Genomic DNA, 24,104 nt, shown 5'->3' on the forward strand with positions numbered 1-24,104 from the left:
CGGTCTAGGCTCGGCGTCATGTTCTGGCCGATGTTCGCGGTAGCTGTGGGTTTCCTGGGTCTCGCCGTTCTCGGTGTGCTCGCCGTGCGGGTCTTTCTGGAGGCACAGCGCCTCGGCCGGCAGGTGACGGACTCCGCGCGGCGCATCAGCAGGGCGGCAGAGGACCTGGAGCGGGCGAGCATGAGCGCCGCCCGGGCTGTGGACACGCTCTAGCCCCGCCAAGGATTGGGTGTGAGTCCCTCCCCGCATGCGTTTTGGGCCACTTCGCCCTGTCAACTTGACGTCCCGGACAGGTACGCTGCTGGTCGCGGCCCGGAGAACGAGGCCCGGTCCGCGGACAGGGAGTACGCACGGGGATTGCCTGACGTTTACCCCTGAGCGTTACGATCGCTGTCAACGCGATCGTTCGGACACATGTCCGACCGGTCGGACAGCACCCCACCCCAGTAGCCTCGGTGAGAAGGTAAAGACTTATGTTCGGAAGGCTCGGAGCCCCCGAGATCATTCTCATCCTCGTCGTCATCATCCTGCTGTTCGGCGCGAAGAAGCTTCCGGACATGGCGCGCTCGCTCGGCAAGTCCGCGCGCATCCTGAAGAGCGAGGCGAAGGCGATGAAGGACGACGGCAGCAAGTCCGCCGCCCCGGCCGACCCGCCGAACAACACCGGCGACGACCAGCAGCCCCCGGCTCAGCGCGTGATCCAGGCATCCCCCGGCGACGTGACCAGCTCGCGCCCGGTCAACGAGCCCACGGACACGACCAAGCGCTGACGCAGGGCCGGTGACCTCCGGCCCGCCGCACGAGATGGGAACGTGGGTTGCTGAAGTCTGCCCGCACAGAGGAGAAGGATCCCGAGGGGCGGATGCCCCTCGCGGAGCACCTTCGTGAGCTCCGCAACCGGCTTGCGAAAGCGCTGCTCGCGATCGTCGTCATCACGATCGTTGCTGCCTTCTTCTATCAGGACATCATCAACTTCTTCACCAAGCCGGTCCTCGAGTCGGTCGGCTGCCCGAAGTCGTTCGAGGAACTGGCCAAGACGTCGCGTGACCAGAACCCGTGCGCGCAGATCACGATCAACGGTCTGCTCGCGCCGTTCACGCTGGCCCTGAAGGTGTCCCTGATGGCCGGCGTCGTACTGGCCGCACCGGTCTGGTTGTACCAGCTGTGGGGCTTCGTCGCCCCCGGCCTCCACAAGCACGAGCGGAAGTACGCCTACGGGTTCGTCGCCACGGGCTTCCCGCTCTTCCTCGCCGGCGCCTACTTCGCCTACAAGGTGCTGCCCAAGACCGCCGACGTCCTGATCGAGTTCACGCCGTTCGGCGTCGACAACCTGCTGCCGCTGGACGATCTGCTCGACCTCGTCACGCGCATGGTGATCGTCTTCGGTCTCTCCTTCGAGCTGCCCCTGCTGCTGGTGATGCTCAACTTCACCGGAGCCATCACCGGCAAGCGCATGCTCGGCTGGTGGCGCGGCATGATCATGGGCATCACGGTGTTCGCGGCGATCGCGACCCCGAGCACCGACCCGTTGACGATGATGGCCCTCGCCGGACCGATCTGGATCCTGTACTTCGGCGCCGTCTTCGTCTCCCTGGTCAACGACCGCCGCAGGCGCCGCCGAGAGGCCATGGGCCCCGCCGACGACGAGGCGTCCGACCTCGATCTGACCCCCGAGAGCATCGGCGAGGTCGAGACCGTCTCCGCGAGCCGGGCCCTGCCCGAGCAGGCCACCACCGAGCGGGTCAACGGCTACGACGACGTGACCTGACCGAGGCGGAATTTCGGGAACAGTGCGGCCGGGCGCCTACAGGGCGTGCCCGGCCGCTTCCGCTTTGCAGCCGTGAGCTGCAGGGATCCCGGGTTTGTCCGGCGGCGATCCGGATAATGATCGTCCTGTTGTCAGTGCCGCCCGGTACGCTCGAAAGCACGATGACAGAGGACCTCTCACCGGCCGAGCGGTACGCGGCAGCGCGTCAGCGTGCTGCCGAGCAGGCCACGGCGCTCGCCTCATTCCGCGAGATGTACGACTTCGGCCTCGACCCCTTCCAGATCGAGGCGTGCCAGGCGCTCGAAGCGGGGAAGGGCGTGCTGGTGGCCGCGCCCACCGGCTCGGGCAAGACGATCGTGGGCGAGTTCGCCGTCCACCTCGCCCTGTTGCAGGGCAGAAAGTGCTTCTACACCACGCCCATCAAGGCGCTGTCGAACCAGAAGTACGCCGACCTGTGCCGCCGTTACGGCGACGGCATGGTCGGTCTGCTCACCGGCGACAACAGCATCAACTCCGACGCCCCGGTGGTCGTGATGACGACCGAGGTGCTGCGGAACATGCTGTACGCCGGGTCGCAGACCCTCCTCGGCCTCGGCCATGTGGTCATGGACGAGGTGCACTACCTCTCCGACCGCTTCCGCGGTGCCGTATGGGAGGAAGTGATCATTCACCTCCCCGAGTCGGTCACGCTGGTCTCGCTGTCGGCGACCGTGTCCAACGCCGAGGAGTTCGGCGACTGGCTCGACACCGTCCGCGGCGACACCGAGGTGATCGTCTCCGAGCACCGGCCCGTGCCGCTGTTCCAACACGTGCTCGCCGGACGGCGGATGTACGACCTGTTCGAGGAGGGCGAGGGCCACAAGAAGGCCGTCAACCCCGATCTCACGCGGCTGGCCCGCATGGAGGCGACCAGACCTTCGTACCAGGACCGCCGGCGCGGTCGCGCCATGCGCGAGGCAGACCGGGAGCGGGAGCGCCGACAGCGGTCCCGGGTGTGGACGCCGGGCCGCCCGGAGGTCATCGAACGCCTCGACGCCGAGGGCCTGCTGCCCGCCATCACCTTCATCTTCAGCCGCGCCGCCTGCGAGGCCGCCGTCCAGCAGTGCCTGCACGCGGGACTGCGGCTGAACGACGAGGAGGCGCGGGACAGGGTGCGCGCCCTGGTCGAGGAGCGCACCGCCGCCATCCCGACCGAGGATCTGCACGTCCTCGGCTACTACGAATGGCTGGAAGGCCTGGAGCGCGGCATAGCCGCTCACCACGCCGGAATGCTGCCGACCTTCAAGGAGGTCGTCGAGGAACTGTTCGTCCGCGGGCTGGTGAAGGCCGTGTTCGCCACGGAGACCCTCGCGCTGGGCATCAACATGCCTGCCCGGTCGGTGGTGTTGGAGAAGCTCGTCAAGTGGAACGGCGAGCAGCACGCCGACATCACCCCCGGTGAGTACACGCAGCTGACCGGCCGCGCGGGCCGGCGCGGCATCGATGTCGAGGGCCATGCCGTCGTGCTGTGGCAGCGCGGCATGAGCCCCGAGCACCTGGCGGGGCTGGCGGGCACGCGCACCTATCCGCTGCGGTCCAGCTTCAAGCCGTCGTACAACATGGCGGTCAACCTCGTCGAGCAGTTCGGCCGGCACCGCTCGCGCGAGCTGCTGGAGACGTCGTTCGCGCAGTTCCAGGCCGACAAGTCGGTCGTCGGGATCTCCCGGCAGGTGCAGCGCAACGAGGAGGGGCTGGAGGGCTACAAGGAGTCCATGACCTGCCACCTCGGGGACTTCGAGGAGTACGCGCGCCTGCGCCGCGAACTGAAGGACCGCGAGAACGAGTTGGCGAAGCAGGGGGTGGCGGAGCGCCGCGCGGAGGCCGCGGTCGCGCTGGAGAAGCTCAAGCCGGGCGACGTCATCCATGTGCCGACGGGCAAGTACGCCGGTCTCGCGCTGGTGCTGGACCCCGGGCTGCCGGCCGGGCGGTCCAACGGCCACCGCGGCTTCGAGCACCACGACGGCCCGCGCCCGCTGGTACTGACCGCCGAACGGCAGGTCAAGCGGCTCGCCTCGATGGACTTCCCGGTGCCCGTCGAGGCGTTGGAGCGGATGCGGATCCCGAAGTCCTTCAACCCGCGTTCCCCGCAGTCCCGTCGGGACCTGGCCTCCGCGCTGCGCACCAAGGCCGGGCACATTTCGCCGGAGCGGCAGCGCAAGCGGCGCTCCCAGGCGGCCGACGACCGCGAGATCGAGCGGCTGCGCAAGGCCCTGCGCGCGCACCCCTGCAACGGTTGCAACGACCGTGAGGACCACGCCCGTTGGGCCGAGCGCTACCACCGGCTGCTGCGGGACACCTCGCAGCTGGAGCGCCGTATCGAAGGCCGTACGAACACCATCGCCCGGACCTTCGACCGTATCGTCGCGCTGCTGACCGAACTGGACTATCTGCGCGGCGACGAGGTCACCGAGCACGGCAAGCGGCTCGCGCGGCTGTACGGCGAACTCGACCTGTTGGCCAGCGAGTGCGTCCGCGAGCGGGTGTGGGAAGGGCTCAGCCCGGCCGAACTGGCCGCCTGTGTCTCGGCGTTGGTGTTCGAGTCGAGGGCCGCGGACGACGCCATGGCCCCGAAGCTGCCGTCGGGCAAGGCCAAGGCAGCGCTCGGTGAGATGGTCCGGATCTGGGGGCGGCTGGACGCCCTGGAGGAGGAGTTCCGGATCACGCAGTCCGAGGGCGTCGGGCAGCGTGAGCCCGACCTCGGCTTTGCCTGGGCCGCGTACATGTGGGCCAGCGGTAAGGGACTGGACGAGGTGCTGCGTGAGGCGGAGATGCCGGCGGGGGACTTTGTGCGGTGGTGCAAGCAGGTGATTGATGTGCTGGGGCAGATCGCGGCGGCGTCTCCCGCGGAGGGCTCCACTGTGGCCAAGAATGCGCGTAAGGCTGTGGAGGGGCTGCTGCGGGGGGTTGTCGCCTATTCGTCGGTGGGGTGACGCGTTCGTCGGGCGGGTGCGGGGTTCGTTGTGGCTGGTCGCGCCCACGCGGCGGGGCCGCACAGATGCGGCCCCGCGTCCCTCGGGCATGCACTCAGCGGAGGATGACCAGTTGCTGGGTCGCTCGCGTCATCGCCACATAGCGGTCCACCGCTCCCTCGATCCCTTCGCCGAAGCTCTCCGGGTCGACGAGGACGACCAAGTCGAACTCCAGTCCCTTCGACAACTCCGGGGGCAGTGAGCGGACACGGTCCGTCGGGTGGAATGCGGAGGCCCCGATGACGCAGGCGGTGCCCTCGGTGTGGGCGGCGAGCCAGGTGTCGAGGATCGAGTCCAGGTCCGAGGTCGAACCGTGTACGACCGGGGTACCGCCGCTGCGGATGGACGTCGGCACGTTCGCGTCCGGGAGCGCGGCTCGGATGACCGGCTCGGCCTCCGTCATGATCTCTTCCGGTGTCCGGTAGTTGAGGCTCAGGGAGGCCAGGTCGATCCGGTCGAGGCCGATCCGCTTGAGGCGTTCCTGCCACGACTCCGTGAAGCCGTGCCTGGCCTGGGCGCGGTCGCCGACGATGGTGAAGCTTCGGGACGGGCAGCGCAGCAGCAGCATCTGCCACTCCGCGTCGGTGAGTTCCTGGGCCTCGTCCACGACGACGTGTGCGAACGGGCCGGCGAGCAGGTCCGGGTCGGCAGTGGAGACCTCGGACTCGTCGACGAGACTGACCTGGGCGTCCTCGCCGCGCAGCATCGACACCAGGCCGATGCCGTCGTCGCCGTCGGCACCGGAGTTGGCCACGGCCTCGATCAGGTTGTCGACGACCTGGGTCATGCGCTCCCGCTGGGCGGCGATGACGGCGTCGTGCCGCCGCTTGCGCCGCGACGCCTCCGGGTCGCCGAGGCGCTGCCGTGCCGCGTCCAGGAAGGGCAGATCGGACACCGTCCAGGCCTGGGCGTCCGCGCGCTGCAGCTTCTGCACCTCGTCGCGGCTGAGCCAGGGAGCACACAGCCGCAGGTAGGCGGGCACCGACCACAGGTCGGAGACGAGGTCGGCCGCTTCGAGCAGGGGCCAGGCGCGGTTGAAGGCCGTGAGCAGTTCCCTGTTCTGCCTCAGCGACCTGCGGACCAGGTCGGGCGAGACGTGTGCGTCGTCACCGGAAGCGTCGCCCTGGTGCTTGTCCACCAGGATGGTGAGCAGTTCCTCCCAGACCTGGTTGCGCGCCTCGTTGTGCGGAGTGCCGGGTTCAGCCGCCTCGAAGGCCACGGCCCAGTCGGTGGCGCTCAGCCAGATGTCGGACCAGTGGGTCGTGACCGTCATGCCCTTCGTGGGCGGCTCCTCGTAGAACCTGACGCCCTTCTCGAGCGCCTTCACCAGGTCCGCGGACGACTTCAGGCGGGCCACCTCCGGGTCGGCCTCGACGGTTGCCTCGGCTCCCTCGGCGACGAGGTCGCGCAGGATGCAGGTCTGCACGCCCTCCTCGCCGAGGCTGGGGAGGACGTCGGCGACGTAGTCCAGGTACGGGCGGTGCGGACCGACGAACAGCACGCCGCCCCGGCGGTGACCGAGCCGGGGGTCCGAGTACAGGAGGTACGCGGACCGGTGCAGGGCGACGACGGTCTTCCCCGTGCCCGGGCCGCCGTCGACGACGAGGGCGCCGCGCGACCCCGCACGGATGATGGCGTCCTGGTCGGCCTGGATGGTGCCCAGCACGTCCCGCATCCGTGGCGACCGGTCGGTGCCGAGGCTGGCGATGAAGGCGGACTGGTCGTCGAGCGAGGCATGGTGACCGGCGAACCCGTCCGGGGTGAACACCTCGTCCCAGTAGTCGCTGATCCGGCCGCGGGTCCAGCGGTACCGGCGGCGGCTCGCCAGGCCCATCGGGTCGCCGTGGGTGGCTCCGAAGAACGGCTCGGCCGCGGGGGAGCGCCAGTCGAGCAGCAGCCGCCGGCCCGTGCTGTCGGTCAGGCCGAGCCGCCCCACGTACACGGGCTCGGAGTCGTCCGCGCCGACCATGTGCCCGAGGCACAGATCCAGGCCGAAGCGGTGCAGGGTGCGCAGGCGGGCGGTGAGCCGGTGGATCTCCGTGTCCCGGTCCATGGCATCCCGGCCCATGCCGCCGGGTGCCCTGCGGGCGGCGTTGAGGCGGCCGGTCAGCTCGGCGATCGTCTCTTCGAGGCATCGCGCGATGGCCGCGAAGTGCTGCTCGTCGGCCGCGATCAGCTTCGGGTTGGCCTTGAGGGAGAGACGGTCGGGAAGATCGAACGCGCTGGTGGTCAGGTATGTCATGGCAGTTGCTCCGAATGTGCGGTCGATGGCGACCATCGCGCGGCGAAAGGCGGCGCCTGGGAAGAACACGCGTGGTTCACGCGGACGCGGGCGGCCAGTGTCAGCCGACCATGTCGAGCAGCAGCTTCGCGGCCACGTCCGCCCCGTCGGTGCGGATCGTCGCCGCGACGGCGGCTGCGCGGGCGCGGGTCTCGGGGGTCAGGGCCGCTTCGAGCGCGGCCGACAGGGACTCGAGGGTCGGCGTCGGACCGTCGTGTGCGGCGCCGATGCCCAGGTCTGCCACGCGGCCGGCCCAGTACGGCTGGTCGGCCAGCTGGGGCACCACGACCTGGGGCGTGCCGGCCCGGGCGGCCGTGGCCGTCGTGCCCGCGCCACCGTGGTGCAGTACGGCGGCCACCCGGCCGAAGAGCGCCTGATGGTTGGCCTCGCCCACGGCGAAGCAGTCGTCCTGGTCGTCGATCAGGGCGAGGTCGGCCCAGCCGCGGGAGAGGAGGACACGGCGGCCCTGCGCGCGAACCGCGTCGATGGCCACCTGGGCGGCGTCCGCCGCGGCATGCATGGGCATGCTGCCGAAGCCCACGTACACCGGCGCGGTGCCGGCGTCCAGGAACGCCTCCAGCTCGGCCGGGAGCGGACGGACGTCGGGCAGGACCCACGCACCGGTCTGGACGACGTCGAGGCCGGGCATCTCGTGCAACGGATCCAGGACCGGGTCCGTCGCCACCCACGGGCTGTCGCCGAAGACGTGGTCGCGGACGTCGGCCACCGGCGGCAGACCGTTCGACACCCGGTTCGTGTTGAGCGCCTCACCGAACAGCTCGTTGATGCTTCGGGCGTCCAGGTCCCACAGCGCCCGGTTGTCGGTCACCTCCGGCGGGAACGGGCGGCCCCGGTACGCCAGCGGCCGGCGGTGCGGCGACGGCAGGGTGAGCTGCTGGAAGATCACGGACACGGAGCGGACACCCAGCTTCTCGGCCACCGACCGCGCGCCCGCCGCGGCCGGCATCATGCCGGTCGCCACCAGCAGATCGCAGCCCTCGGCCGCCGCGGTGACCGCCTCGAACTGGGCGGCGATCACCTGCGCCGCGCGCTCGGGCATCGACGGCGGCGGCACCGCTTGCGTCAGCTCACGTGCCGACGGTCCGACCGGCACCATCGCCACCCCGACCTCGGCCAGCCGTCGCGCGAAGTCCTCGTCCGGCGGCGCGCACACCCGCACCTCGGCGCCGAGTTCCCGCAGGGGCACCGTGAGTGCCGCGAGCGGTTCGACATCTCCGCGCGACCCATAGGTCGACAACAACACACGCACTACGTGACTCCCCGTTTCCGCAGGTCTTGGCCTTAGGCCGGAGATTCTGCGGCAAGAGGGGGGCCTTGCCGCAAGCCCCCCAATGCGTTATAAGTTAATAGTGGCAAGGAGAGCGTGACCTCCTTGCCCTTCGTGTTTTCAGGCGTCGTACGTGTTCTCAGGTGCGGTCGCCCCTGAGATACGCCCGCCAGCCGCCGTACGACGTGATGTCCTCGGCGCCCGCCAAGGCCGCAGGCTCGCACAGGAACCCCGGGACGTGGCTGCCGTCCGCCAGTTCCACGCGCCCCAGGGCCATCGGCCGGGGCAGGTCGGCGAGGAGCCGGCCGAGCCCCTCCGCCGGGAGCCGCCACACCTCCGCCTCGATCGCCGCTCCTCCCGCGCCGGGGCCGACATGGACCAGGCCCGGCTTGGGCGGGGACGTGGGCAGCGCGTGCAGCCGGTAGACGGGGGCCGTGGCGATCGTACGGTCGAAACGGGCGCCCAGGGTGAGAAGCTGCGAGTTGAGGGGCTGGCCCGTGAGGTGCGCCCCGACCACCGCGAGGCGGACCTCCGGCTGGAGCAGGCCGGCGACCCGGGCCAGCCGGTCGTCCGTGAACGCGGGGCCGAGCAGCATCACGCCGAAGGGCAGGCCGTTCACCTCACCGGCCGGGACGGCGACCGCCGCCAGGTCGAACAGGTTCGTGGAGTTGGTGAAGCGGCCCAGCCGGGCGTTGGCGCCGAGCGGGTCGGCGGCCACCTCGGCGAGGGTCGGGTGGCCCGGCGCGGTGGGGAGCAACAGGGCGTCCGCGTCGTCGAGTTCGGCCTCGGCGCGTGCGCGCAGGGCGGCGAGCCGGTCCTGGTCGGCGAAGAGCCGGTGGGCCGGGATGTCGCGGGCGCGGGTGATGAGGCCGGCGACGGTGGGATCGAGGGCCGCGTCACCCTCGGCCATGGCCTTGTCGACAAAGCTCCCCACGGCCGTGTAGCGCTCGGCGACGAAGGCGCCCTCGTACAGCATCGCGGCGGCCTCGGTGAACGGGGTGAGGTCGAGGGGGCGGATCTCGGCGCCCGCGGCTGCGAGCTGCCCCACGGCTGCGTCGTAGGCCTCGGCCCAGCCCTCGTCCAGTTCGCCGAGCTGGTGCGTCGGCGGGACCGCGATGCGCCAGGGCCCCGGCACCCGCGCCGGGAGCGCGGGCAGGGCGCGGGCGGGCGGAGACGCCATGAACGACAGTGCCTGCTCGGCCTCCTGAAGCGTCCGCGCGAACACCGTCACGCAGTCGATCGACGCACAGGCCGGGACGACGCCCGTCGTCGGCACCAGGCCCCGGGTGGGCTTGAGGCCGACGATGCCGTTGAAGGCGGCCGGGACCCGGCCCGATCCGGCCGTGTCCGTGCCGAGCGCGAAGTCGACGATGCCGAGTGCCACCGCGACGGCCGAGCCGGAGCTGGAGCCGCCGCTGATCCTGGCCGGGTCATGGGCGCCCCGGACCGCGCCGTAGGGGGAGCGGGTGCCGACCAGGCCCGTCGCGAACTGGTCGAGGTTGGTGGTGCCGAGCACGATCGCACCGGCCGCGCGCAGCCGGGCGACGACGGGCGCGTCGGCCTCGGGATCGTAGGCGTACGAAGGGCAGCCCGCCGTCGTCGGGAGGCCCTCGACGTCGATGTTGCCCTTGGCGGCGAACAGGCGCCCCGCGAGCGGGAGTCTCTCCCCGCCGGACACCCGCTCGTCGATCAGCCGGGCCTCGGCCTCCACCTCCTCCTGCGGGCGCAGGCCGATCCAGATCTCGGGGCGGCCCGTGGCCTCGATGCGGGCGTGGGCCGCGCGGACGCGGGAGACAGTGGTGGACATACGGTGCTCCTCGACTTTCGACTCACCTGTCTGCAAGCTCGGTTGACGGGTCGCTTCCCCGGGCGGGCGCGAGGACCACCAGAGCCGCTCCCGCCTCCACCTGGTCCCCGGGTCCGGCCAGGATCTCGGCGACCACGCCGGCGACCGGCGCGTGCACCCTGGACTCCATCTTCATCGCCTCCAGGGCGAGCAGCGGCTGTCCGGCCGTCACCTCGTCACCCGGCCGGACGTTCACCTGCCAGACGGACGCCGCGAACTCGGCCTCGACGAGCCGGCCGCCGGCCGGGACGCTCACCTCGGCCGGGGGTGCGGCGGGCGCCACGGCCGCATCCGCCCGCGCGAACTCGCCGGCCGCCTCCCACGCGTCCCGCTCCGCCGCGAAGGCCGACTGCTGCCGGCACCTGAACTGCGCGATCGACTCGGCGTGCTCGTCCAGGAAGGCCCGGTACCCGGCGAGCGAGAAGGTGCCCTCCTCGATGCGCGGCACGAACCGCCCGGACGTGAGGTCCGCCCGCAGCTCCAGAAGTTCCTCGGCGCCCACCGGATACCACCTGATCCGGTCGAAGAACCGCAGCAGCCAGGGCGCCCCCGGCTCGAACGCGCCGCGCTGCTGCCACCCCGACCACACCTGGGTCGTACGGCCCACGAACTGGTAGCCGCCCGGCCCCTCCATGCCGTAGACGCACAGGTACGCCCCGCCGATGCCGACCGAGTTCTCCGCCGTCCAGGTGCGTGCCGGGTTGTACTTGGTGGTCACCAGACGGTGGCGGGGGTCCAGCGGGGTCGCCACCGGGGCGCCCAGGTACACGTCGCCCAACCCCAGGACCAGGTACTCCGCGTCGAAGACCGTGCGGTACACGTCCTCGACCGCCGCCAGGCCGTTGACGCGGCGGATGAACTCGATGTTCCACGGGCACCAGGGCGCGTCGTCGCGCACCCCCGCCATGTAGCGGGCGATCGCCTCGCGCGTGGCCGGGTCGTCCCAGGAGAGGGGGAGATGGACCGTGCGGGAGGGGACGACGAGCTCGTCGGTGGGCGGCAGGGCGGCCACCATCTCCCGTACCTCGGCGAGGAGTTCATCTTGCGGCAGCCGGGCCGGATCCGTGCGGATCTGGAGCGAGCGGATGCCCGGGGTCAGGTCGGCGATGCCGTCCCGGCCCGCCCCGGCCACCGTCTCCATCAGCGCGTGGACACGCATGCGCAGGGCCAGGTCCAGTTGCATCGGCCCGAACTCGACCAGCAGATTGTCGTCACCGCTGCGCCGGTACGTCACATCGCCGTCGCGGGCGAGGATGCCGCCGTCCACGAGGGCCGGGCGGGGCGCGCCGGCCACGTCCACCGGCAGGAAGCGCACGGTGTCGCCCGGGCGCAGCTGGCCCAGCTTCCAGCGCTCGGCGCTGATCACGGTCGCCGGGCACACGAACCCGCCCAGCGACGGGCCGTCCGGGCCGAGCAGCACCGGCATGTCGCCGGTGTAGTCGACGGCACCGACGGAGTACGGCGTGTCATGGATGTTGGACGGGTGCAGGCCCGCCTCACCGCCGTCGGTGCGCGCCCAGCGGGGCCTTGGGCCGACGAGCCGGATGCCGGTCCGCGCGGAGTTGAAATGCACCTTCCACTCGGCGGCGTAGAAGTCGCGGATGTCGTCCTCGGTGAAGAACTCCGGGGCGGCATGCGGTCCTTCGACGGCGGCCACCTGCCATGCGGAGCCGAAGGAAGGGCGGTCCGGCACGGGAACCGGCGTTCCCTCGGTGACCGCCCCGCCGCGCAGTACGTCGCCCGTCCGCAGCGTGCGTCCGCCGTGGCCGCCGAAGCGCCCGAGCGTGAAGGTGCTCGCGCTGCCCAGGAATGCGGGGACGTCGAGACCGCCCGCGACGAGGACGTACGTCCGCAGACCGTGTTCGGCCGGCGCTCCGACCTCCAGTACGGCTCCCGCCGGCACCGTCACCGGCTCCCACTGCACCGCCGCCGTACCGTCGACGGTGACCGAGGCCGGGGCGCCCGTCACGCACACGGTGGTGGCGTGTGTAAACCTCAACGCCGGTCCCTGGAGCGTGCATTCGAGTCCCGGGGTGCCCTCGGGGTTGCCCAGCGCCCGGTTTCCGAGCCGGAAGGACCGGTCGTCCATCGGGCCGCTGGGCGGAACGCCGACCTGCCAGTAGCCGGTGCGGCCCGGCCAGTCCTGCACGGTGGTGAGGGTGCCGCCGGCGACGACCTCGATCCGGGGCGTCGGGTCGGCGACGGTGGCAAGGGTCGCCGTCGAGTGGGTGGCGTCGCGGAAACGGCGGTCGGCGAGCGCCGCGCGCACCAGGTTGAGGTTCGTCTCGATGCCGTCGACCCGGGTGCGGGCCAGCGCCTCGTCCAGCCGGCGCAGCGCGTGCGCGCGGTCGGCGCCGTACGCGATGATCTTCGCGAGCATCGGGTCGTACGACGTCGTCACCTCGGTGCCCGTCTCGACCCAGCCGTCGACCCGCACCCCGCTCGGGAACTCCACCCGCGTCAACAGGCCCGCGCCGGGCCGGTGATCGCGCGCCGGGTCCTCGGCGTAGAGGCGGGCCTCGACGGCGTGGCCGCGCGGGGTGCCCGGGTCGCGGACGACGTCCCGCTCGCCGCGCGCCAGGCGCAGCATCCATGCGACCAGGTCGACGCCGTAGATCTCCTCGGTGACCGGGTGCTCCACCTGGAGACGGGTGTTGACCTCGAGGAAGTACGCCTCCTGGCGGGCGGCGTCGTACACGAACTCGACGGTTCCGGCCGAGCGGTAGCCGACGGAGGCGCACAAGTCATGTGCGGCGGAGGCCAGTTGGTCGCGTATGAGGGCCGGGAGGCTTGGTGCCGGGGCCTCCTCCACCACCTTCTGGTTGCGGCGCTGCAGCGTGCAGTCCCGGTCGCCGAAGGTCACCACCGTGCCCTCGCCGTCGCCGAAGACCTGGACCTCGATGTGGCGGGCGTGCTCGACGAGCCGTTCCAGGAAGACACCGGCCGACGAGAAGGAGGCGGCGGCGACACGCTGGACGCGCTCCCAGGAATCGGTGAGTTCGTCGGCGGAGCGACATGCCGACATGCCGATTCCGCCACCGCCGCCGGTCGCCTTGAGCATGACGGGATAGCCGATGACCTGGGCCTCTTCGAGTGCCTCGGCGAGCGACCCGAGCAGGCCCGTCCCCGGTGCCAGCGGTACGCCCGCCGCCGTCGCCGCCGCCCGCGCCGTGTGCTTGGCTCCGAACAGTTCCAGCTGCTCGGGTGTCGGGCCGACGAACACGATCCCGGCGTCCTCGCAGCGCCGGGCGAACACCGCGTCCTCCGACAGGAAGCCGTACCCGGGGTGGATCGCCCCGGCCCCGCTGTCCTTGGCCGCCTTCAGGATCAGGTCGGCGTCGAGGTACGACTCCTTCGCGGGCGCGGGGCCGAGCCGTACGGCCTGGTCGGCGAGCCGTACGTGGGGTGCGGACCGGTCGGCGTCGGAGTACACCGCCACTGTCCTGAGGCCCAGTTCGTGTGCCGTGCGGATGATCCGGACCGCTATTTCGCCCCGGTTGGCGACCAGCAGCGTGTCGAAGCTCATGCGCTGACCGCCTCGGTGACCGTCATCTGCACGGACGTCGGCTCGAATCCGTTGCAGGGGTTGTTGATCTGGGGGCAGTTGGAGACCAGGACCAGGACGTCGCGCTCGGCGCGCAGGGTCAGGGACAGGCCGGGTGCCGAGATGCCGTCGACGATGCCGAGGGTGCCGTCCTTCTCGACCGGGACGTTCATGTACCAGTTGATGTTGGAGACGAGGTCGCGCTTGCCTAGGCCGTGCCGGGCGCCCTCGGCGAGGAAGTTGTCCACACAGGCGTGCTGCGACCAGGTGTGGTGGCCGTACCGGAGCGTGTTCGACTCCTTGGAGCAGGCGCCGCCGACCGTGTCGTGGCGGCCCACGTCGTCCGCGACCACCGTCATCAGCGGGGTGTGTTCGTTCGACATCAGCACACTGCCCGTGGTCAGGAAGATGCTCCCCTGGGCGTGGATGGTGTCGGGGGCGCTGTAGCGGACCGATGTGTCGTGGGCGTCGTGGACGAGGAAGTCGACGGCCTGGTTGCCGTGCAGGTCGGTGATGGTGAGCGTCTCGCCGGCGCGGACGACGTGCGACCAGGCGGCGCGGGCGGCGACGACGGCCTTCATGCGAGCCCCCTCGCGGCCAGGAACCCGGCGGTGTTGAGGAAGGCGCGGCGGCCCTCGGGCGTGGCCTCCCACAGGGGGTCGCCGGGCGCTGTCGCCCCGGCCCGCCAGGCGAGGACCTCCAGCGGGGTGCTGACGTACTCGGCGCGGGGATCGACCGGATGCGGCACGTTGGCGATCAGCACGGTCACGTCCTGCTCGGCGCGCAGGGTCACGCTCGCGCCGGGTCCGGTCGAGCCGGTGAAGTCCAGGGTGCCGTCCTCGCGGACCTCCACGCCCTGGAAGAAGGACAGCGAGGGCGGCAGATCCCGGGGCTCCAGGCCGTTCTTCGCGGCGGCCAGCTTGAACAGTTCGCGGCCTGCGGGGGAGGGGGACTGCGGGGTGCCGTCGCCGTACCGCCCGGTGTTGCGTACGAGCGTGGAGGTGCCGCACAGGGCGTCGTGCCGGCCGGAGGTGTCGGCGACGACGGAGGCGAGGACGCGGCCTTGGTCGGAGAGCAGCAGCCGGTCCTCGCCCAGGTAGGCGTTCCACTGCACCTTCACCGTGTCGGCGACGTTCAGCCGCTCCCAGGGGCGGTCGGCCGCGAACAGCAGCAGATGCGCGCAGGCGTCGCCGCGCAGGTCGGTCAGCCGCAGCTCTGTGCCGCGGGCGAGCACCCGGTGCGTGTAGTTGCCGCCCGCCACCGTCTCCGCCCACACCAGGTGGCCCGCCTCGCAGGGCGGGTCCGGCCAGTCGGTGGCCGGGACGACGGGCATCGCCTCGGCCCGGGCCCCTTCCTGGGCACGGGCATGGTCACGGGCTCCGTACGTGGTCGCTGTCGCCATTCGCGGGACCTCCGGCTCGGAAGTGGGCCTGCGGGTTCATTTCTGTCGCGCGACAGAAATTAGGAGCCGGGCGCGTCACCGGCGTTGCCCGGGTGTTGCCGGTCGGTTACCGACCCCTCACGCAGACCGCCCCCAGGCGCCCGCGCTGCGCGGGAAGATCTCCTGGCCGGGGCCGTGTGCGAGGATCGAACGCATGGGAACAGCGGGTGGACCGGCGGGTCGCCGGGTCGGCAGGCCGCGGGCGGCGCAGCGGCCGGACAGTGGCCTCCCGCCGCGCGACGAACTGCTCGCCGCCGCCGCGGAGTTGTTCACCACCCGCGGCTACGCCGCCACCACCACCCGTGCCGTCGCCGAGCGGGCGGGCATGCGGCAGGCGTCGATGTACCACTACGTCTCCGGCAAGGAGGAGCTCCTCGCCGAGCTCCTGGAATCCACGGTCACGCCCTCGCTCACGTACGCCCGCGAGCTCCTCGCCGACGACTCGGCCCCGGCCGAGGACCGGCTGTGGGAGCTGTGCCGCACGGACGTGGAGCTGTTGTGCGGCGGACCGCACAACCTCGGCGGGCTCTACCTGCTGCCCGAGGTGCGCGCCGAGCGGTTCGCCGGCTTCCACGCCGTGCGCGCCGAACTCAAGGACGCCTACCGCCAGTTGCTCGCCGCCACGCACGCCGGCGGCGCACTCGCCAAGAGCGAGCTGGAGCTGCGTACGGATCTGCTGTTCGGTCTGATCGAGGGCGTCATCCTCGTCCACCGGTCCGATCCGGAGCGCCCGGTATCGGTGTTCGCCGAGGCCACGGCCGACGCGGCGCTGCGCATCGCCGGGATCTGAACCAGCCGCGACCGGCGACCGGAACCCGTTCTTCACCCGTCACGGTGAGTATTCTTCGCACACGCGTACGCCGTGACGCACCGTGTACGAATGTAATCCGAGCGTATAAATGGGCTTGAGGGTACTACCGCCGCGCGCGCCGTTTCAGGTGCTTGCTGAATATGACACGGCGATGATCCGGTCGGACTAAGCTCGCCCGCAGCGCACCGAGTTGAGGTGTAATCGTGCGCTTGTTCCCAAACATGCAGAAGATTCCGACATACCCATGACGTACCCCACTGCAAGCTCCCCCTACACCCACCCGATTCGTTTCAGAGGGCCCACATGGTGAGCGTTCAATCCCCGTCCAGACACCGTGAACTCCCGTACATGCGCGCACTGTTGCTCCCGGCGATAGTGATGGCCGCGGCGACCGGAGCAGCCGTCGCCGTGGTGGCTGAACCGGCACGGACGGCCGTCGGTGTGAGCGGTGCCGTGGCCATGCTGCTGGTGCTGGCAGCCGTGGCCGAAGCGGTGCGCCGCGGTCGCGCCCTGCGGGATGTGCGGGCCGAGCACGCCCGTCACGCTGCGTACCTGGAGCGGCGTATCGCCTCCCACGACGAGGAGATGAAACGCCTCGCCACGGAGATCACGCCCGCCGCGATCTACCGTCTGCGTTGCGACCATTCACCCCATGAGGTGATTCGCGACCTCGCCCTGATCGACCCCTCCTACGCCCAACTCCCACCGGCACAGGTGGAGTTGGTGAAGTCGATGCTCAACATCGTCGACCGCGAGGAAGCCCTGCGCGACTCCTCCCAGCGGTCCTTCGTCAACATCGCCCGCCGCGTCCAGTCGATCGTGCACCAGCAGTCCGAGGAACTCCGGGAGATGGAGGAGGACCACGGCCGCAACCCCGAGGTCTTCGACGACCTGCTGCGCATCGACCACGGCACCATGCTGATCGGCCGCCTCGCCGACTCCATCTCCGTGCTCGGCGGCGGCCGCCCCGGCCGGCAGTGGCCCAACCCGGTGCAGCTCTACAGCGTGCTGCGCGGCGCCATGTCCCGGATCCTGGAGTACCGCCGCATCAAGCTGGACTCCATCGTCTCGGTCAACGTCCGCGGCATCTCCGTCGAGCCGGTCATCCACGCCGCGGCCGAACTCCTCGACAACGCCACCCGCTACTCGCCGCCGCAGACCGAGGTGCACGTCACCGCGACCGAGGTGCAGACCGGCATCGCGATCGAGATCGAGGACGCGGGCGTCAGTCTCAGCGAGGAGGCCCGCGCCCGGGTCGAGAACATGCTGGAGCGCGCCAAGGAGGGCAGCGACCTCCAGGAACTCGGCGAGTCCCCGCGGCTGGGTCTCGCCGTCGTGGGCCGTCTGTGCACGGCGTTCAACATGCAGGTCTCCCTGCGCACCTCCGCGTACGGCGGTGTCCGCGCGGTCCTCATCATCCCGCGCGAGATGCTGACCACCGACCCCGCGCCCGGCTACGCCCACGGCATCGGTGCGGCCGCCGCACCCGATCTCAGCCCCGGCGCCCTCGAAGGCCCCAAGCGCACCCCCAAGAAGCGGCGGCCCACCAGCCCGAAGATCCCGGCCACGGTCTCCATGGAGGACGACGTCCCCGTGGTCACCGAGTGGACCGCCAACGGGCTGCCGCAGCGGCGCAGCCGGGTCAAGACCCCGCTCAGCAAGCGGATCGCCGAGCAGGCGGCCATCGAGCAGGCCGAACGGGAGGGCAGGCCGACGATCTGGTCGACGGCCAAGCCGGAACCCGAGCCCGAGCCGGCCGTGGACGAGCCCGCACCCGGTGCGTGGGTCGAGGCGTTCTGGAACGGACTCAAGGACAAGCCCGACCCCTACACACTCCAGCCGCGAACCCAACCGGGCCGACCGGCCCGTGCCGAGGCCGACGACGAGGGGGACCTCAAGTGATCCAGCAACGCGCCAACTTCGACTGGATGCTCAAGGAGCTCCACGACGGCGTACCGGGCATCGAGATGATCGTGGTGCTCTCCGCCGACGGACTGCGCATCGCCCGCTACGGCGGCGACCCGGACACCGCCGACCGCGTCGCCGCGGCCTGTGCCGGTCTGCAGAGCCTGGCGACCGCCGTCGCCACGGAGATCCCCAACAGCGACGGCAAGATGAAGATGGTCCTCATCGAGATCAACGGCGGCTACTTCTATCTGATGGCCGCCGGCGCCAACGCGTATCTCGCCGTGCTCTCCGACACGTTCGCCGAACCCGGACTGATGAGCAACCGCATGTCGGACCTCGTCAGCCGCATCGGGGCCCACCTCACCAGTCCGTCGAGGCGCAACGGGCAGACCGTATGACTCCTCCGAAACGCCAGCGGCGATTTCCCCAGGAGCCGTTGCCCCCACCGCCACCGCCGCCCCGGCCGGGAGTGAAGAAGAACCCGGAACGGCTCTTCGTGGTGGCGGGGAAGGACGGTGCCGAGCGCGCCGAGCTCGACCTGGTCACCTTAATCGTGGCGAGCGCCGTCCCATCGCCCTCCTCCGCGCCCGAGCAGACGGCGCTGCTCCGGCTCTGCACGACTCCTCTGTCCGTGGCCGAACTCTCGGCCTACCTGAATCTGCCGTTCAGCGCGATGACGGTCCTGCTCACCGACATGCTGACGGCCGACCTGGTGACGGCGCGCGCCCCCCTCGTGCGCCAGTCCGTCGCCGACCGGTCCCTTCTGGAAGCGGTGATGCATGGACTTCAAAGGCTCTGACACCATCCCCGGTCCACGGACCGAGGACCAGCTGCCGCACACGGCCGAGGCCGCGGTCAAGATCGTGATCGTGGGTGGCTTCGGGGTCGGCAAGACGACGATGGTCGGCTCTGTCAGCGAGATCAGGCCGCTGACGACCGAGGAGACCATGACGCAGGCCGGCATCGGTGTCGACGACAACTTCGGCTCGGACACCAAGACGGCCACGACGGTGGCGATGGACTTCGGCCGCATCAGCATCACCGACGAGCTCGTGCTGTACCTCTTCGGCACCCCCGGCCAGGAGCGCTTCTGGTTTCTGTGGAACGGGCTGTTCGAGGGCGCGCTGGGCGCGGTCGTGCTGATCGACACCCGTCGGCTGGAGGTGAGCTTCGACGTGATAGGGCGTCTCGAGGAGCGCGGCGTGCCGTTCGTCGTCGCCGTCAACTCCTTCCCCGACGGGCCCCGTTACCCCGTCGACGACCTGCGTGCGGCCCTCGACCTGGACCCGGAGATCCCCATCGTCGAGTGCGACGTACGCCGCCGGGCCTCCAGCCGTGACGTCCTGATGACCCTGATGCGCTTCCTGCACTCGCTCGCCATGTCGGGCGCGCTCAGGTAGACCCGCCCGCCGGATCGATCCCACCCCCGTGCATCCGGCGACCCTGCAACCCCCTGCATCCGCATCCGCCCTGACTCCCCTGACACCGGATCCACTTCGGAGCGACCCCTGTGATGCCTGAATCCCATTCCACGACCGGTATGCACGACCCCCTGTCCACCCCGCCGCCCGGCTGCCCCGCCCACGGGCTCGGACTCGGCCCCGGCGGACTGCACCGGCTCCACGAGGCGGAGGACCTGAGCGAGCTGTACGAGCAACTGCGCGAGCAGCACGGTGAGGTGGCGCCCGTACTCCTCCACGACGACGTGCCGATGTGGGTGGTCCTCGGCCACACCGAGAACCTGCACATGGTGCGCACGCCCTCGCAGTTCTGCCGGGACAGCCGCATCTGGAGCCCGCTCCTGGAGGGCCAGGTCAAGCCCGACCACCCGCTGATGCCGCACATCGCCTGGCAGCCGATCTGCTCCCACGCGGAGGGCGACGAACACCTGCGGCTGCGCAGCGCGGTCACCGGCGCCATGTCCACCATCGACCACCGCGGTATGCGCCGGCACATCAACCGCTCCACGCAGCGCCTCGTCAACCGGTTCTGCGAGGAGGGCCGCGCCGACCTGGTCAGCCAGTTCGCCGAGCACCTGCCGATGGCCGTGATGTGCGAGATCCTCGGCATGCCCGACGAGTACAACGACCGAATCGTCGAGGCCGCCCGCGACATGCTCAAGGGCACCGAGACGGCGATCGCCAGCAACGCGTACATCATGGACGCGCTGATGCGACTCACGGCCAAGCGCAGGGCGCAGCCCGAGGAGGACTTCGCGACCCACCTCATCAACCACCCGGCACGGCTCACCGACGACGAGATCGGCCAGCACCTGCGGGTCGTGCTCATCGCCGCCTACGAGGCCACCACCAACCTGCTCGCCAACGTGCTGCGTGTGGTCCTCACCGACCCGCGGTTCCGCGCCCAGCTCAGCGGCGGCCAGATGACGGTTCCCCAGGCGGTCGAGCAGTCCCTGTGGGACGAACCGCCGTTCAGCACCGTCTTCGCCTACTTCGCCAAGCAGGACACCGAGCTCGGCGGCCAGCGCATCCGCCAGGGTGACGGGCTCCTCTTCGCCCCCGCCCCGGGCAACGTCGACCCGCGGGTACGACCCGACCTGTCCGCCAACATGATGGGCAACCGTTCCCACCTCGCCTTCGGCGGCGGACCGCACGAGTGCCCCGGCGCGGACATCGGCCGTGCCATCGCCGAAGTCGGCGTCGACGCGCTCCTGATGCGTCTGCCCGACGTCGAACTCGACTGCGGTGAGGACGAGTTGGATTGGCGGCAGTCGATCGCCTCGGCCCACCTGGTGTCGATGCCGGCCCGCTTCGCTCCGAAGCCGCCACAGGACATCAAGCAGCGGCCCGGCCGCGCCCCGGTCGCGCCCCAGCGCCCGACCTGGCACGTGGGCACGCCCCAGGCGCAGCCGGCCACCGCCCCGGCAGCCGAGACGATCGCACCGCAACAGCCCGTACCGACCCCGGAACCGGTCCGCCCGAAGGGCGCCTGGCGGCGCTTCCTGATGTGGTGGCGCGGCTACTGAGCCGACCCGGTACGCGGCTCCTCAGCCGCCCAACCGCCGTACGAGACCCAGGCTTCGAGGGTTCTCGTGCTGCGGAACCGGTGTTCCGTCCCCGTGACCGGGTCGGTGAACTCCAGGGCTCGCGCCAGCAGTTGGAGCGGGCGCCGGAAGTCGTCGGCCGGGACGGGGGCGGTCACCTCCGGGTAGAGCGGGTCGCCGAGGATCGGTACGCCCAGGGCGTTCATATGGACCCGCAGCTGATGCGTCTGGCCGGTGGCGGGCGCCAGCCGGTAGCGGGCCAATCCGTCGGCGCGGTGTTCACCGACATCGACCCGCGTGACGGCGTTCGGCTCGCCCTCGATCTCCTGGGCGGCGAGCACCCCGCGCTCCTTCAGGATGCGGCTGCGCACGGTCCGGGGCAGGGCGAGCGCGGGATCGTACGGTGCCACGGCCTCGTACTCCTTGCGCACCAGCTTGTCCCGGAACAGCGTCTGGTACGCGCCGCGCTCCTCGGGCCGCACCGTGAACAGCACCAGTCCGGCGGTGAGCCGGTCGAGCCGGTGCGCGGCGCCCAGCGCCGGGATGCCCAGCTCCCGGCGCAGCCGCGCCAGCGCGGTCTGGGTGACATGGCCGCCGCGCGGGGTGGTGGCGAGGAAGTGCGGCTTGTCGGCGACGACGATGTGCTCGTCGCGATACACGACGTCCACGGGGAACGGCACCGGCACCTCTGCGCGCAGCTCCCGGTGGAACCACACGAACATCCCCGGCTCGTACGCCGCGTCCGGCGCCACCGCCTTCCCGTCCGCCCCGACGACCTGCCCCGCCTCGAACATCCCCGCGACGACCTCGGGCCCGGCCCCCGCGAGCCGGTCCGTCAGATACTCCCGCACGGTCGCCCACGCCCCGTCGAGGGGCAGGCGCACCCGCACCGCGTCGATCCCGTCGCGCTGCGGCAGGGGAGAGGGCGGGAGCGGGTTACGGCGTCTCATCACGAGCAAGCGTACGGTGCCGGAAAACCCGTTGGACCTGCCCGCGCGGGTTGGCAGGATCCCGCACATGCCCTTCCTGACCAGCCCCGTCCTGCCCGCCGGAACCCTCGCCCGCATGCCGCAGCCCACGCTCCCCAGCGGTGACGGCCTGCTCCTGCGCCCATGGCGGGCCGACGACGCGCCCGCCGTGCATGCGGCCTTCCAGGACCCTGTGATGCATCAGTGGCACGCGCGGGCCGCCGACTCCGTGGCCGAAGTCAGCGGCTGGATAGAGGAGTGGCGGACGGCGTGGACCGAGGAGCGGGACCCGCAGTGGGCCGTCGTCGACGCGGAGAGCGACCGGCTGCTGGGCCGCGTGGCCCTGCGTGAGATCCACCTCGACGACGGCACGGCCGAGGTCGCGTACTGGACCACCGCCGAGGCCCGCGGCCGGGGCGTCGCGGCACGCGCCACGACCACCCTGGCCCGCTGGACGCTCGACGACATCGGCTTCCATCGCCTCGAACTGCTGCATGCCGTCCGCAATGAGGCGTCCTGCCGTGTCGCCGGCAAGGCCGGCTTCCCCCTGGAGGGCACCAAGCGCAGCTCCGCCCTGCACAGGGACGGCTGGCACGACATGCATCTGCACGCCCGTGTGCAGGGCGACTGACCGGACGCTCCGCCGCGCGGGCCACCGCGCCCGGCTATCCGGCCTCTTCCCCGGCTACCGTCTCGGGTACGGCCGTCGGGGCCGCGCCGCGTCGGCGGTACGCCCGGAATGCCGCTCCGGCGACCACCGTCACGCCCAGGAACAGCACGGTGAAGTACTGGAAGTACCAGTGCCCGCCCGCCGGGTCGTACACCGCCGCCCGTGGCCAGGCGAGGTTGACGGTCATGAAGAGGCCGTACAGGAGCGCGAGGGCGTTGACCGGGACGCCCCAGCGGCCCAGGGAGAACAGGGGGCTGCCCGTCTCGTCGGTGCCGTCGGTGGTGAACCGGCCGCGCAGCCGGGCCACCAGCAGTGGGCCGGTGACCATCGCGTACGCCAGGTACAGCAGGACGATGCAGGTCGTGCCGATGGCCAGGAACGCCTCCGGCGAGGCGAAGTTGAGCAGCAGCAGGGCCGCCGCGAGACCGCCGACCACCAAGGCGGGTGCGCCTGGCATGCCGGTGCGGGGACTGACCCGGGCGAGGCGGCGGGAGAAGGGGAGTTGGCCGTCGCGGGCCATCGAGAACAGCATCCGGCAGGCCGCCGTCTGGATGGCGAGGGTCGCCACGGTGATGGCCACGACCACGTCGGCCAGCAGGGCCCTGCCCACGCCGTCGCCCAGGCTGCTCGTCAGGACGTAGCTCAGGCCGTCGACCGCCAGCCGGCCGTCGGTGAGGCTGGGCGCGGCGAGCAGTCCGCCGAGGACGAGCAGGCCACCGAGCAGGCCGGCGGCGCCGAGCGCGGTGAGGATCGTGCGGGGCGCGGTGCGGCGCGGGTGGTGTGTCTCCTCGCTCATCTCGCCCGCGCTGTCGAAGCCGATCAGCACGTACGCCGCCGTGAACGAGCCGACCAGCAGCGCGCCCAGCAGGCCCGACTCGGCGCCCGTGGTGTGGAAGGTGATGCCGGGGGTGCGCTCGGAGTGGGTCAGCAGCAGCGTGACGATCAGTACGGCGCCGATGATCTCGGCGGTCACACCGACGCGGTTGATCACCGACATGACGCGGTTGTCGAGGAGGTTCACCAGGGTGGTGAGCGTCAGCAGGCCGACGCCGAGCAGCGCCGCGTTGGCCGCGCCGTCCGCCGACGTAGGCGCGGGGTCGGTGCCGATCAGCTGGAAGCCGGACCAGAGTGCGGGCAGCACCATCTGCAGGGCCAGTGCCGCCGCCGCGACCACCACGATCTGCCCGATCACCATGACCCAGCCGGCGAACCAGCCGAAGGTGACGTTCGACAGCCGCGACGACCACTGGTAGATCGCGCCCGAGATCGGATAGCGCGCGGCCAGCTCCGCGAAGCAGGCGGCCACCAGCAGTTGCCCGGCGAGCACCACCGGCCAGGCCCAGAAGAAGACGGGGCCGCCGAACGCGTACCCGAACGCGAAGAACTGGAAGACGGTCGTCAGTACGGAGATGAAGGAGAAGCCCGCAGCGAAGGAGGCGTACCGGCCGAGGCTGCGGTGCAGTTCCTGCCGGTAGCCGAACGCGGCGAGGGAGCCCGCGTCGGGGTCGTGCGGTGGGTCGGGGCGGAGGTCTGCGGGGATGGTGCTCGTCATGGCGGCAACCTGCTT

General features: G+C 71.2%; 19 protein-coding genes. 11 read left to right on the top strand and 8 right to left on the bottom strand.

Annotated features, from left to right (window positions below):
• Positions 1–18: 18 nt before the first annotated feature.
• The 4 genes from OG331_RS38765 (at position 19) to OG331_RS38780 (ending at position 4,737) form a co-directional block, all read left to right on the top strand.
• On the top strand, positions 19–213 hold the full coding sequence (locus OG331_RS38765) for a hypothetical protein (protein WP_328428866.1): 195 nt from the start codon (positions 19–21) through the stop codon (positions 211–213).
• A gap of 260 nt (positions 214–473) precedes the next feature.
• Positions 474–770, top strand: coding sequence for a Sec-independent protein translocase subunit TatA (gene tatA, locus OG331_RS38770; RefSeq protein WP_406205508.1), 297 nt, complete (start codon positions 474–476; stop codon positions 768–770).
• A 47-nt stretch (positions 771–817) separates the two neighbouring features.
• On the top strand, positions 818–1,768 hold the full coding sequence (tatC, locus tag OG331_RS38775; protein WP_406205510.1) for a twin-arginine translocase subunit TatC: 951 nt from the start codon (positions 818–820) through the stop codon (positions 1,766–1,768).
• A gap of 116 nt (positions 1,769–1,884) precedes the next feature.
• Positions 1,885–4,737, top strand: a complete 2,853-nt coding sequence (locus OG331_RS38780; protein ID WP_406205513.1) for a DEAD/DEAH box helicase — start codon at positions 1,885–1,887, stop codon at positions 4,735–4,737.
• A 94-nt stretch (positions 4,738–4,831) separates the two neighbouring features.
• Here the strand turns inward: OG331_RS38780 and helR are convergent, their stop codons facing one another.
• The 6 genes from helR to OG331_RS38810 all read right to left on the bottom strand — a co-directional run bounded on the left by helR (position 4,832) and on the right by OG331_RS38810 (position 15,137).
• Positions 4,832–7,018 carry an RNA polymerase recycling motor ATPase HelR gene (gene helR, locus OG331_RS38785; protein ID WP_406205516.1) on the bottom strand — a complete coding sequence of 729 codons (2,187 nt, stop codon included), beginning with the start codon at positions 7,016–7,018 and terminating at the stop codon, positions 4,832–4,834.
• Positions 7,019–7,118: 100 nt separating this feature from the next.
• Positions 7,119–8,321, bottom strand: coding sequence for a glycosyltransferase (locus tag OG331_RS38790; RefSeq protein ID WP_406210580.1), 1,203 nt, complete (start codon positions 8,319–8,321; stop codon positions 7,119–7,121).
• Positions 8,322–8,484: 163 nt separating this feature from the next.
• Positions 8,485–10,188: an allophanate hydrolase gene (gene atzF / locus OG331_RS38795; RefSeq protein WP_406205518.1), complete on the bottom strand. Its 1,704-nt coding sequence runs from the start codon at positions 10,186–10,188 to the stop codon at positions 8,485–8,487.
• On the bottom strand, positions 10,175–13,717 hold the full coding sequence (locus tag OG331_RS38800; protein ID WP_406205521.1) for a 5-oxoprolinase/urea amidolyase family protein: 3,543 nt from the start codon (positions 13,715–13,717) through the stop codon (positions 10,175–10,177). Before OG331_RS38800 ends, atzF begins: the two co-directional genes overlap by 14 nt.
• Entirely contained in the window at positions 13,714–14,316 is a 603-nt protein-coding gene (locus OG331_RS38805) for an urea amidolyase associated protein UAAP2 (protein ID WP_406205524.1), read from the bottom strand. Before OG331_RS38805 ends, OG331_RS38800 begins: the two co-directional genes overlap by 4 nt.
• Positions 14,313–15,137, bottom strand: a complete 825-nt coding sequence (locus OG331_RS38810) for an urea amidolyase associated protein UAAP1 (protein ID WP_406205527.1) — start codon at positions 15,135–15,137, stop codon at positions 14,313–14,315. Before OG331_RS38810 ends, OG331_RS38805 begins: the two co-directional genes overlap by 4 nt.
• Before the next feature lie 193 nt (positions 15,138–15,330).
• On the opposite strand from OG331_RS38810, the gene OG331_RS38815 reads away from it, so the two are divergent.
• From OG331_RS38815 to OG331_RS38840, 6 genes are all read left to right on the top strand, one after another.
• A complete protein-coding gene (locus OG331_RS38815; protein WP_406205530.1) occupies positions 15,331–15,966 on the top strand; it encodes a TetR/AcrR family transcriptional regulator in 636 nt (211 codons plus the stop codon).
• 324 nt (positions 15,967–16,290) lie between these two features.
• A complete protein-coding gene (locus tag OG331_RS38820; protein WP_406205533.1) occupies positions 16,291–17,889 on the top strand; it encodes a sensor histidine kinase in 1,599 nt (532 codons plus the stop codon).
• On the top strand, positions 17,886–18,293 hold the full coding sequence (locus OG331_RS38825) for a roadblock/LC7 domain-containing protein (protein ID WP_328428875.1): 408 nt from the start codon (positions 17,886–17,888) through the stop codon (positions 18,291–18,293). Before OG331_RS38820 ends, OG331_RS38825 begins: the two co-directional genes overlap by 4 nt.
• Complete coding sequence (locus tag OG331_RS38830; RefSeq protein WP_406205535.1) at positions 18,290–18,694, top strand: DUF742 domain-containing protein; 405 nt, start codon at positions 18,290–18,292, stop codon at positions 18,692–18,694. The genes OG331_RS38825 and OG331_RS38830 overlap by 4 nt, the downstream gene beginning before the upstream one ends.
• Positions 18,675–19,295, top strand: coding sequence for a GTP-binding protein (locus OG331_RS38835; protein ID WP_406205538.1), 621 nt, complete (start codon positions 18,675–18,677; stop codon positions 19,293–19,295). Before OG331_RS38830 ends, OG331_RS38835 begins: the two co-directional genes overlap by 20 nt.
• Positions 19,296–19,405: 110 nt before the next feature.
• Entirely contained in the window at positions 19,406–20,881 is a 1,476-nt protein-coding gene (locus OG331_RS38840; RefSeq protein ID WP_406205541.1) for a cytochrome P450, read from the top strand.
• On the opposite strand, the gene OG331_RS38845 is transcribed toward OG331_RS38840, so the two are convergent.
• Positions 20,875–21,849: an RluA family pseudouridine synthase gene (locus tag OG331_RS38845; protein ID WP_406205544.1), complete on the bottom strand. Its 975-nt coding sequence runs from the start codon at positions 21,847–21,849 to the stop codon at positions 20,875–20,877. The two genes, OG331_RS38840 and OG331_RS38845, sit on opposite strands and share 7 nt — an antisense overlap.
• 67 nt (positions 21,850–21,916) lie before the next feature.
• Here OG331_RS38845 and OG331_RS38850 point away from each other — a divergent pair, with 67 nt between their 5' ends.
• Entirely contained in the window at positions 21,917–22,498 is a 582-nt protein-coding gene (locus tag OG331_RS38850) for a GNAT family N-acetyltransferase (RefSeq protein ID WP_406205546.1), read from the top strand.
• A 34-nt stretch (positions 22,499–22,532) separates the two neighbouring features.
• On the opposite strand, the gene OG331_RS38855 is transcribed toward OG331_RS38850, so the two are convergent.
• On the bottom strand, positions 22,533–24,089 hold the full coding sequence (locus tag OG331_RS38855) for an amino acid permease (RefSeq protein WP_406205549.1): 1,557 nt from the start codon (positions 24,087–24,089) through the stop codon (positions 22,533–22,535).
• Positions 24,090–24,104 lie beyond the last annotated feature (15 nt).

Origin of the sequence: Streptomyces sp. NBC_01017 (assembly GCF_045162795.1) — a bacterium.
In the GTDB taxonomy this organism is placed as follows: Bacteria; Actinomycetota; Actinomycetes; order Streptomycetales; family Streptomycetaceae; genus Streptomyces; species Streptomyces machairae.

Excerpts from the sequence above, each read along its gene's own strand:
- OG331_RS38805 (WP_406205524.1), bottom strand. The coding sequence starts at position 14,316 with ATGAAGGCCGTCGTCGCCGCCCGCGCCGCCTGGTCGCACGTCGTCCGC.
- tatA (WP_406205508.1), top strand. The coding sequence starts at position 474 with ATGTTCGGAAGGCTCGGAGCCCCCGAGATCATTCTCATCCTCGTCGTC.
- OG331_RS38800 (WP_406205521.1), bottom strand. The coding sequence starts at position 13,717 with ATGAGCTTCGACACGCTGCTGGTCGCCAACCGGGGCGAAATAGCGGTC.
- helR (WP_406205516.1), bottom strand. The coding sequence starts at position 7,018 with ATGACATACCTGACCACCAGCGCGTTCGATCTTCCCGACCGTCTCTCC.
- OG331_RS38765 (WP_328428866.1), top strand. The coding sequence starts at position 19 with ATGTTCTGGCCGATGTTCGCGGTAGCTGTGGGTTTCCTGGGTCTCGCC.
- OG331_RS38820 (WP_406205533.1), top strand. The coding sequence starts at position 16,291 with ATGGTGAGCGTTCAATCCCCGTCCAGACACCGTGAACTCCCGTACATG.
- OG331_RS38815 (WP_406205530.1), top strand. The coding sequence starts at position 15,331 with ATGGGAACAGCGGGTGGACCGGCGGGTCGCCGGGTCGGCAGGCCGCGG.
- OG331_RS38855 (WP_406205549.1), bottom strand. The coding sequence starts at position 24,089 with ATGACGAGCACCATCCCCGCAGACCTCCGCCCCGACCCACCGCACGAC.
- OG331_RS38830 (WP_406205535.1), top strand. The coding sequence starts at position 18,290 with ATGACTCCTCCGAAACGCCAGCGGCGATTTCCCCAGGAGCCGTTGCCC.
- OG331_RS38780 (WP_406205513.1), top strand. The coding sequence starts at position 1,885 with ATGATCGTCCTGTTGTCAGTGCCGCCCGGTACGCTCGAAAGCACGATG.
- OG331_RS38835 (WP_406205538.1), top strand. The coding sequence starts at position 18,675 with ATGGACTTCAAAGGCTCTGACACCATCCCCGGTCCACGGACCGAGGAC.
- OG331_RS38850 (WP_406205546.1), top strand. The coding sequence starts at position 21,917 with ATGCCCTTCCTGACCAGCCCCGTCCTGCCCGCCGGAACCCTCGCCCGC.
- OG331_RS38810 (WP_406205527.1), bottom strand. The coding sequence starts at position 15,137 with ATGGCGACAGCGACCACGTACGGAGCCCGTGACCATGCCCGTGCCCAG.
- OG331_RS38845 (WP_406205544.1), bottom strand. The coding sequence starts at position 21,849 with ATGAGACGCCGTAACCCGCTCCCGCCCTCTCCCCTGCCGCAGCGCGAC.